The sequence below is a fragment of the Trueperaceae bacterium genome (assembly GCA_036381035.1).
Classification (GTDB): domain Bacteria; phylum Deinococcota; class Deinococci; order Deinococcales; family Trueperaceae; genus DASRWD01.
In genome coordinates this window covers 1-8,265 of sequence record DASVDQ010000129.1, presented here as the reverse complement: position 1 = coordinate 8,265, position 8,265 = coordinate 1, and the positions used below count along the sequence as shown (strand labels likewise).

Sequence of the window (8,265 nt, the reverse complement as noted above, 5' to 3'; positions counted from 1 at the left end):
AACAGCCCCTCGTCGACGGCGAAGAGGGCCGCCACCTGCCGCGCGACCGGGACGGTCTCCAGGGCGCCCTGCCTCAACACCTCCCTGACGCGCCGTCCCCGCGACAGCGTGCGTCGCGTCGACTCGTCGAGGTCGGCCCCGAGGCGCGCGAACTCCTCGAGCTCCTCGAACTGAGCGTAGGAGAGGCGCACGCCGCCCGCCACCGCGCGGTAGGCGGGGAGCTGCGCCTTGCCGCCCACCCGCGAGACGGAGAGGCCCACGTCGACGGCGGGTAGCTGGCCGCGGCGGAACAGCTCGGGCGAGAGCACGATCTGGCCGTCGGTGATCGAGATCAGGTTGGTGGGTATGTAGGCGGCGAGGTCCCTCTCCTGCGTCTCGACGACGGGCAGCACCGTGAGCGACCCGCCGCCGCGCTCGGGCCTGAGCTGCGTGGCCCGCTCGAGGAGGCGCGCGTGCAGGTAGAAGACGTCGCCCGGGTAGGCCTCGCGGCCGGGCGGCCGGCGCAGCAGCAGAGAGACCTCGCGGTGGGCCCTGGCGTGCTGCACGAGGTCGTCGAGGACCACGAGCACGTGCCGCCCCGCTGCCATGAACGCCTCGGCGATGCTCATGGCCGCGAACGGCGCCGCCTGACGCAGCCCCGGCGGCGCCTCCGCGGGGGCCACGACGACCGTCGTGTAGGCCAGGGCGCCGCGGCGCCCGAGCCTGTCGACGACCTGGGCGACCTCCGCCCCGCGCCGGCCCACCGAGCAGTAGACGCAGAGCACGCCGGTGTCCCTCTGCGCCAGGACCGCCGTGAGCGCCAGCGTCGTCTTGCCCGTCTGCCGGTCGCCGACGATCAGCTCGCGCTGGCCCCTGCCGACGGGGAACAGCGCGTCGATGACCTTCACGCCCGTGTGCAGCGGCACGCTGACGGGCGCCCTGTCGACGATGGGCGGGGCGGCGCGCTCCACGGGCAGGCGCGCCGCGGCGTCCACGGGCCCGCGGCCGTCGAGGGGCGCGCCGAGCGCGTCGACGACACGCCCCAGCAGGGCGTCGCCGACCGGCACGTCGAGGACGCGGCCCGTGCGGCGCGCCGTCGCGCCGGCGGCCAGGTCGCGGGCGCCGCGCAGCACCACGACGCCCACCTCGCCTTCCCTCAGCTCGCCGACCACGCCGAGGGCGCCGCCGGGGAACTCCACCGTCTCCCCGGCCGTGACGCCCGGCAGGCCGCTGACCGTGGCCACGCCGTGGGTCACGACCGTGACCGTGCCCACCTCCTCCAGGGCCAGCTCGCGCGGCGCCTCGACCCGGGCGCGCCGCAGCGCGTGCAGTCCGGCCCTGAGGGCGCGCTCGGCGGCTCCCGCCCTCTCGGCGGGCGCCGCGCCCTCCCCGCCAGCCGGTTCGCCGCCGCGGCTCATGGCGCCACCACGCCCGCCTCGTCCCCCCGGGCTCATGCCGCGCCCTCGCCCGGTTCGCCGCGCGGCTCGGCCAGCGCCCGCGCGAACCTCTCCTCGAGCGCCGCCAGCCGCGCCGCCGCCGACCCGTCGAGCCGCAGGCCGCCGGCCTCGAGCGCGGCGCCGGCGAGCAGGCCGGGGTCGGTGGCCAGCTCCACGCGCTCGACGCCCAGGGCGTCCGCGACGGCGCGGCGGGCCTCGTCCACTTCCGAGCCCCCCAGGGCCCTGGCCGTCACGAGCCGCACCGGTCCCTCGCGGGCCGCGGAGCGCAGCTCCTCGCGGCGCTCCGGCGGGAGGCCGCGCAGGCGCTCGACGAACCTGTCGACGGCGAGCCCGTCCGCGTCGGCGCCGGTGAGCCAGGCGATGGTCTCGGACACCTCGTCGACGACGAGCCTCGCCAGCTCCGGCCCGAGGCGCGCCACGGCGCGCTCCACCTCCCGGGCCAGCGCCTCGGCGCGGGACGTGCGGGCCTCCCGCGCCTCCCTGTCGACCGCCGCGAGCCGCTCGTGCCGCAGACGCTCGAGCTCGTCCTCCAGCGCCGCCAGGCGAGCGGCGCGCTCGCGCTCCTCGGCGTCGCGCTCCGCGGCCAGCGCCCGGCGCTCCTCCTCGGCCTCCGCCTGCAGCCGCCGCGCCTCGTCTAGCGCGGCGGCGGCGAGCTCCTCGCGGCGCCTCATCACGGCCAGCACCGGCCGGTAGAGGAAGGCGCGCAGGAGCACGAGCAGGAGGGCGAAGTTGAGGAGCTGAGCCAGGAACGTGAACGGGTCGAACGTCACGGCGGGCCCTACTACCTCACGAGACGGCTCTCCAGAACGGGTTCGCGAAGATCAGGATCAGGGCGATGACGAAGCAGTAGATCGCGCTGGTCTCGATCATCGCGAGGCCGATGAACATGGTGCGCGAGATCGTGTTCGCCTCGTCGGGCTGCTGCGCGATGCTCTGCAGCGCCTGCGCGGCGGCGCGGCCCTCGCCCAGCGCCGCCATGCCGGCCCCGATGGCGGCCGTGAGGCCCGCCGCGACGATCGACGCGACCGCCACCCACGTGAGCTCGGTCATCCGGCTCCTCCTCTCGCCCGCGTCGCTCTCCTCTCGGTCTCCGCCGCGCCGGACGCGACGTAGACGAGCGCGAGCACCGTGAAGATGTAGGCGTGCAGCACGCCGAAGAACAGGCCGAAGGCCTGCATCAGCGCCGGGAACACCAGCGGCGCCACGGCCAGCAGGATCGCTGCGATCATCGAGCTGCTCATGACGTTGCCGAACAGGCGCATCGCCAGCGCGATCGTGCGCGACACCTCGCCCAGGACCGTGAACGGCAGCATCAGCGGCGTGGGCTCCAGGTACGTGCGCAGGTAGCGGCGCAGGCCCAGCCGCGAGGCGCCGAAGGCGGGCACGGCCAGGAACACGGCCACGGCCAGGGCGCCCGTCGTCGAGAGCGAGCCCGTGGGCGGCTGGAACCCCGGCACGACGGCGAGGACGTTCGACGTGAGGATGAAGAGGAAGAGCGTGCCGGCGAACGGCAGGTAGCGCCGCGGCTCCTGCCTCGTGACCTCGCGGACCTGGTCGAAGACGAAGTCGACGAGCGCCTCGAGGACGAGCTGGACGCGGCCGAAGGGCGGCTCCGCGCGCAGCCCCCTGGTCAGCAGGGCCGACGCGACGACGAGCAGGGCCATGACCAGCCAGGAGAAGAGGAGGGTGGCGTTCACCGCCACGGGCCCCACGGTGAAGACGACGACCTCGTCGGGCGAGAGCGTCATGGCCGGCCGTCCTCTCTGGTGCCTCGCGCCCGTGCGGCGGCGGGCGCCGTGGACCTGGCTGGGGCCGCTTCCGGCGCCGTGGAACGGGCCGGGGCCGCCTCCGCCCTCGGCCGTGGCGGCCCCGCGAACGCGCGCGTCGCCAGCGGGCGTGCCGACATGAACCCGAGGAGGCCGCCGAGGAGGTGCGGGACGCCCTCCCTGGCGAGGAGCGTGAGCACCGCGCCGGCCAGCGCCAGGCGCAGCGCGAGGCTCGCGGCGAGGAGCCACCCCGCGCTTCCGTGCGCCGCCACGCGCCTCACGGTCGCCCACAGGCCGGCGTAGAAGGCGGTGCCGAGGGCGGCCCCGGCGAGGCCGCCGAGCGCCAGGCCGAGGAGCGCGTCAGTCACGCTGCGACTCCCTCCGCGCCCAGTACCAGGCGTTCGCGCAGCCCACGAGGAGGCCGACGGCCATGAGCGTCAGGGTCCAGGAGAACCCAGCGTCCGCGCGCCCGTCGAGCCACGCGCCCAGCGCCACGCCGACGAGCGTGGGGACCGCGATGGACCAGCCGATCATGCCGCTCGCGCCGAGTCCCCTGGCCAGCCCGGGCCGCTCCTCCCGGCGCGAGCGCGCCTTCCTGGCCTGCCGGCGCGCGACGGCCTCGAGCATCCCGTCGCGGGGAGCCGCCGCGCCGGACGTCGGAGGGGCGTCGTGCGCCTCGAGCCCCTCGGGGAGCCGAGCGGCGCTCGCCGCTGCCGCGCCCGTGGGCGCCACGGGTCCGTCCCTCCTCTCCTCGACGCCCGCGCTCACAGCTCCCCCAGGCGCCGCATGACCTCTGCCTCGAGGCGCAGCAGCGCGGTCCTGGCCCGCCGCTCGTGCTCGCTCTGCGAGCGCATGTGCTCGGCCAGCGCCGCCACGGCCCGCTCCAGCTCGCCGGCGACGACGGCCCGGCGGCACGCCACGCGCACGTCGTCCTCCGCCTTCACCAGCACGCCCTCGTCGACGGCCACGAAGACCTCCTCGCCGTCCTCGGTCACGTAGGACAGCAGGCCGGGGACGAGGTCCAGCGCGCCGTCGGCGTGCTTCGGCAGCAGCGTGAACGAGCCGCCGCCCGACTCGGCGCTCACGCGCAGCACGCGGGTGTCCACCAGTACGCCCGTGGGCACCGACAGCAGGAGCCTCACGCCGCCGCCTCCAGCTCGGCGAGCGCGCCGATCATGTAGAGCGACGACTCGGGGACGCCCTCCAGCTCGTCGCCGAGGATCGCCTCGCAGTCGCTGAGCAGGTCGTCGAGCCCCACGGACACGCCCGGCATCCCCGTGAACTCCTGCGTGACGTGGAAGGGCTGGGTGAGGTAGCGCTCGAGCCGCCTGGCGCGGGACACGACGCGCTTGTCCTCCTCGCTGAGCTCGTCGAGGCCCAGCATCGCGATGATGTCCTTGAGGTCCTCGTAGGCGGCCAGCGTCGCCCTGACCTCGCGCGCCACCCGGGCGTGGCGCTCCCCGACGACGGCGGGGGAGAGCAGCGAGGACGTCGACTGGAGCGGGTCGACCGCGGGGTAGAGGCCCTGCGCCGCCCTCTCGCGCGACAGCACCACCGACGCCGAGAGGTGGCCGAAGACGTGCACGACGGCCGGGTCGGTGAAGTCGTCGGCCGGCACGTAGACGGCCTGCACCGAGGTGATGGCCGCCGCCTCGGAGGAGGCGATCCTCTCCTGGAGCTCGGCGAGCTCGGTGGCCAGCGTCGGCTGGTAGCCCATCTGCGAGGAGAGGTTGCCGAGGAGCCCCGACACCTCCATGCCCGCCTGGACGAACCTGAAGACGTTGTCCATGAGCAGGAGGACGTCGGCGCCCTCGCCGTCCCTGAAGTGCTCGGCGACGGCCAGGGCCGTGTGAGGGACGCGGAAGCGGGCCCCGGGCGGCTCGTTCATCTGGCCGAAGACCAGCACGGTCTTGTCGAGGACCCCCGCCTCGGTGACGTCGCGGATCAGCTCCTCGGCCTCGCGGGAACGCTCGCCGACGCCGCAGAAGACGCTGACCCCGGCGTGCCTGACGGCCATGTTGTGGATCAGCTCGGAGATCAGGACGGTCTTGCCCACGCCCGCGCCGCCGAACAGCCCGGCCTTGCCGCCGTGCTCGAGGGGCGAGAGCAGGTCGATGGCCTTGATGCCGGTGAGGAGCACCGACGTCGCCGTGGAGCGCCGGCTCAGCGGCAGCGGGGGACCGTACGCGGGCCTGCGCGCGGCGGCCGCCAGCGGGCCGGCGCCGTCGATCGGGCGGCCGAAGACGTCGACGACGCGGCCCAGCAGCTCCCGGCCGATGGGCACCTCGAGCGGGCCGCCCGTGGCGACGAGACGGTCGCCCCGCGCCACGCCGTCGGTGCCGCCGAACGCCAGGCAGCGGACCGTCTGCGCGTCGAGGTGGGCGGCCACCTCGAGCTTGAGACCCTCGTCCCTGGCGGCGACGAGCAGCTCGCGCAGGGCTGGCAGCCGGGACGGGAAGCGGGCGTCGACGACCGAGCCCCGCACCGCGGTCACCACGCCCTCGTTACCGGGGCCCGAGGCGGCCGGGCCCCGCGCCTCGTGCGCTCCTTGTGGAGGCGACCGCGTCACGCATCCCTCCCGCCCGTCGTCGAGGCGAGCGTAGCAGCCGGGCGCCTCCCGGCGAGGGGCGCCTGTCCCGGCGGGCCGCCGCGGCGGCTACCGGGGCGCGCCCGTCTCCACAGGCAGGTCCTCGCGCCGGCTCCACTCGGCCCAGGAGCCGTCGTAGCCGCGCACGCGCTCGTAGCCCATGAGGCGGAGGACGAAGTAGAGGTGAGCGCCCCGCCAGAACGTCTGGCAGTAGGTGACGACCTCCTGGTCGGGCGTGAGGCCGGCGCCCTCGAGCCAGGCGCGCAGCTCGTCGGCGGGAGCGAGGCGCTCGACGTCCGGGTCGCTCAGCTCCTCCTGCCAACCCGGCTGCGTCGTCGGAACGAAGTCGCCGCCGACCAGCGCGCCGAACCAGGGCAGGTGCACGGCGCCGGGGATGTGCCCGCCGCGCGGACCGTAGGCGACCTCGCCCGTGAACTCCTCGCGGGAGCGGGCGTCGGCGATCGCGAGGCCCGGCTCGCCCAGCCGCGCGGCGAGCTCGTCGGCGGCGATGAGCAGGGAGGCGTCGGGCGCCGGCTCGAAGGCCGACGGCTCAGCCGGCACGGGACCGGCCTCGACCGGCCCGCCGGTCTCCTGCCAGGCGTTCCAGCCCCCGTTCAGCACGCGCGCGTCGGCCACGCCCAGGTACTCGAGCGTCCAGAACAGCCTGGCCGCGTCCATCATCCCCTGGTCGTCGTATATGACCACAGTGTGGTCACTTTCCAGACCCACGGCGCGGAGGGCCTCCGTGGCGCCCTCCAGGTCAAGCTCGAACGGGACGCCGTCCACAGTCGTCACGACGTCGCTCACCGGCACGTTGACGGCGCCGGGCACGTGGGCCTCGCGGTGCTTCTCCGGGCCGCGCGCGTCGATCACGAGCAGGCCGTCGTCGCCCAGGCGCGACGCCAGCCACGAGGGCTCCACCAGCAGCTCGGCGTTCGGGTAGCCCTGTGCCGCCGCCGCGGCCAGGAACGCGAGGGCCAGCGCGGCGAGCGCGCCGCGCCTCCGGGCTCGGTCCATGCTCCACCCCTTCGCTGAGCAGGATAGGGGTCGCGCGGTCCGCCGCGGGTAGCTGTGGGGCAGAGGCCCGCGGTCTCGCCGGGCAGCGCCCGGCCTCGTCGCTCCCGTCCCTGGGCCGTCGGCACGATGCCCACGGCGGGCCGCTTCCCGCCGGCGGTCCGCGCCGCGCATAATCCGGCGATGAGCGAACCGCTGCCAGCGCCCACCCCCGAGTTCATGCAGTTCCTCCTCTCGGACGGTACCGGCGGCTTCACGCCGTTCGGACGCGCCCTCGACGGCCTCTCGGGCGAGGACGCCGTGCGCCGGCCGGAGGGCAGCCCGCACAGCGTCGCCGACGTGCTGGCCCACATGGTCTTCTGGCAGGAGCGGTTCCTGCGCATCGTCGACGGCGAGGAGCCCAGCCCCGTGCCGCACGCCGAGGACGGCTGGCCGGCGACGAGCGCCGAGGAGTGGCCCGACCTCGTCCGGCGCTACCTGGCCGGCCTGGAGCGCTTCCGGGCCATCGCGCAGGACGGTGCCGAGCTGCGCCGGCCGCTCGTGAAGGGCCGCGAGCGCTCGGTCGGCGCGGCGCTGGCGTCGTACTACCTGCACGACGCCCACCACCTCGGCCAGGTGATCCTGCTGAGGCGCATGGTCGGTGCCTGGCCGCCGCCCGGCGGCGGAGACACCTGGTGAGGCGGCCTTCCGGCTTCGCGCTCCGGCGCAGGGGGGTCGGCGGAGCGGCGAGCGCGACGGCCCCGTAGCGCGCTGCCGCACGTGGTGGCGGGGCCCGCCCGCCGCCGACAGGCCTGGGCGTGACGGGTAGACTCCGCACCGTGCCGCTGTTCGGGCACTCCGACCCCCTGCCTGCCGCGCCGCGCCGGGTGATCGTCGGCGGTACCTCCGGGTCCGGCAAGTCCACGGTGGCGCGCCGGCTCTCCGCACTGCTGGGGCTGTCATACTGCGAGGTCGACTCGCTGCGCCACGGTCCGGGCTGGACGGTGCGTGAGGGCTACCTCGACGAGCTCAGGGAGTTCACCGCGCAGCCGACGTGGGTGACCGAGTGGCAGGGCCTCCGCGAGCACCTCGCGGCCGCGGCCGACACCCTCGTCTGGCTCGACTACCCCGTGTGGCTGGTCATGTACCGCGTCGTGAAGCGCACGGTGCGGCGGGCGCTGACGCGCGAGGTGCTGTGGGCCGGCAACGTGGAGCCGCCCCTCTGGACCTTCTTCACGAGCGACGAGAACATCATCAAGTGGGCGTGGCGCACGCGCCACAAGGTGCGGGACGACGCCCGCGCGCTGCTGGAGGACGGCACGCACCTCCAGGTCGTGCGTCTGCGCTGGCCGCACGAGGCGGAGCTGTGGCTGGAGGGCATCGCCGGCCGGTGGACGGGAGAGGGCCAGGTCGCAGCTGGCGCGAGGTAGCCCGGTCGCGCCGGCCCCACGTGGCCGCACGGGAGGTGGGACCGCGACCCGGG

The 8,265-nt window shown here is 75.6% G+C and carries 11 protein-coding genes; 2 read left to right on the top strand and 9 right to left on the bottom strand.

The genetic code is table 11. The features are described from left to right. The 9 genes from VF202_14390 to VF202_14350 form a co-directional block, all read right to left on the bottom strand. Positions 1 to 1,397, bottom strand: a 1,397-nt coding sequence (locus VF202_14390; GenBank protein ID HEX7041302.1) for a F0F1 ATP synthase subunit alpha, incomplete at its 3' end; no start/stop codon positions are given. 32 nt (positions 1,398 to 1,429) lie between these two features. After that, positions 1,430 to 2,206 (bottom strand): F0F1 ATP synthase subunit delta, encoded by a 777-nt coding sequence (locus VF202_14385; protein ID HEX7041301.1) that lies wholly within the window; start codon positions 2,204 to 2,206, stop codon positions 1,430 to 1,432. A 16-nt stretch (positions 2,207 to 2,222) separates the two neighbouring features. Beyond that, on the bottom strand, positions 2,223 to 2,486 hold the full coding sequence (locus tag VF202_14380; protein ID HEX7041300.1) for a F0F1 ATP synthase subunit C: 264 nt from the start codon (positions 2,484 to 2,486) through the stop codon (positions 2,223 to 2,225). Beyond that, complete coding sequence (locus VF202_14375) at positions 2,483 to 3,184, bottom strand: F0F1 ATP synthase subunit A (protein ID HEX7041299.1); 702 nt, start codon at positions 3,182 to 3,184, stop codon at positions 2,483 to 2,485. Before VF202_14375 ends, VF202_14380 begins: the two co-directional genes overlap by 4 nt. Continuing rightward, the gene (locus VF202_14370; protein HEX7041298.1) at positions 3,181 to 3,570 is read right to left on the bottom strand and encodes an ATP synthase subunit I; all 390 of its coding nucleotides are present in this window, start codon (positions 3,568 to 3,570) and stop codon (positions 3,181 to 3,183) included. Before VF202_14370 ends, VF202_14375 begins: the two co-directional genes overlap by 4 nt. Continuing rightward, positions 3,563 to 3,970, bottom strand: a complete 408-nt coding sequence (locus VF202_14365; GenBank protein HEX7041297.1) for an AtpZ/AtpI family protein — start codon at positions 3,968 to 3,970, stop codon at positions 3,563 to 3,565. The genes VF202_14370 and VF202_14365 overlap by 8 nt, the downstream gene beginning before the upstream one ends. Further along, entirely contained in the window at positions 3,967 to 4,344 is a 378-nt protein-coding gene (locus VF202_14360; GenBank protein ID HEX7041296.1) for a F0F1 ATP synthase subunit epsilon, read from the bottom strand. Before VF202_14360 ends, VF202_14365 begins: the two co-directional genes overlap by 4 nt. Next, positions 4,341 to 5,696: a F0F1 ATP synthase subunit beta gene (atpD, locus tag VF202_14355; protein HEX7041295.1), complete on the bottom strand. Its 1,356-nt coding sequence runs from the start codon at positions 5,694 to 5,696 to the stop codon at positions 4,341 to 4,343. The genes VF202_14360 and atpD overlap by 4 nt, the downstream gene beginning before the upstream one ends. A gap of 162 nt (positions 5,697 to 5,858) precedes the next feature. Continuing rightward, positions 5,859 to 6,806 carry a sulfurtransferase gene (locus VF202_14350; GenBank protein HEX7041294.1) on the bottom strand — a complete coding sequence of 316 codons (948 nt, stop codon included), beginning with the start codon at positions 6,804 to 6,806 and terminating at the stop codon, positions 5,859 to 5,861. Between the two features lie 180 nt (positions 6,807 to 6,986). Here VF202_14350 and VF202_14345 point away from each other — a divergent pair, with 180 nt between their 5' ends. Both VF202_14345 and VF202_14340 read left to right on the top strand, forming a co-directional pair. Further along, positions 6,987 to 7,481: a DinB family protein gene (locus VF202_14345; GenBank protein ID HEX7041293.1), complete on the top strand. Its 495-nt coding sequence runs from the start codon at positions 6,987 to 6,989 to the stop codon at positions 7,479 to 7,481. A gap of 140 nt (positions 7,482 to 7,621) precedes the next feature. Next, the gene (locus VF202_14340) at positions 7,622 to 8,212 is read left to right on the top strand and encodes a hypothetical protein (GenBank protein HEX7041292.1); all 591 of its coding nucleotides are present in this window, start codon (positions 7,622 to 7,624) and stop codon (positions 8,210 to 8,212) included. Positions 8,213 to 8,265: the final 53 nt, after the last annotated feature.

Bases quoted from the DNA above. Each gene is read 5' to 3' on its own strand.
- VF202_14350 (HEX7041294.1), bottom strand. From the start codon at position 6,806: ATGGACCGAGCCCGGAGGCGCGGCGCGCTCGCCGCGCTGGCCCTCGCG.
- VF202_14375 (HEX7041299.1), bottom strand. From the start codon at position 3,184: ATGACGCTCTCGCCCGACGAGGTCGTCGTCTTCACCGTGGGGCCCGTG.
- VF202_14345 (HEX7041293.1), top strand. From the start codon at position 6,987: ATGAGCGAACCGCTGCCAGCGCCCACCCCCGAGTTCATGCAGTTCCTC.
- VF202_14380 (HEX7041300.1), bottom strand. From the start codon at position 2,486: ATGACCGAGCTCACGTGGGTGGCGGTCGCGTCGATCGTCGCGGCGGGC.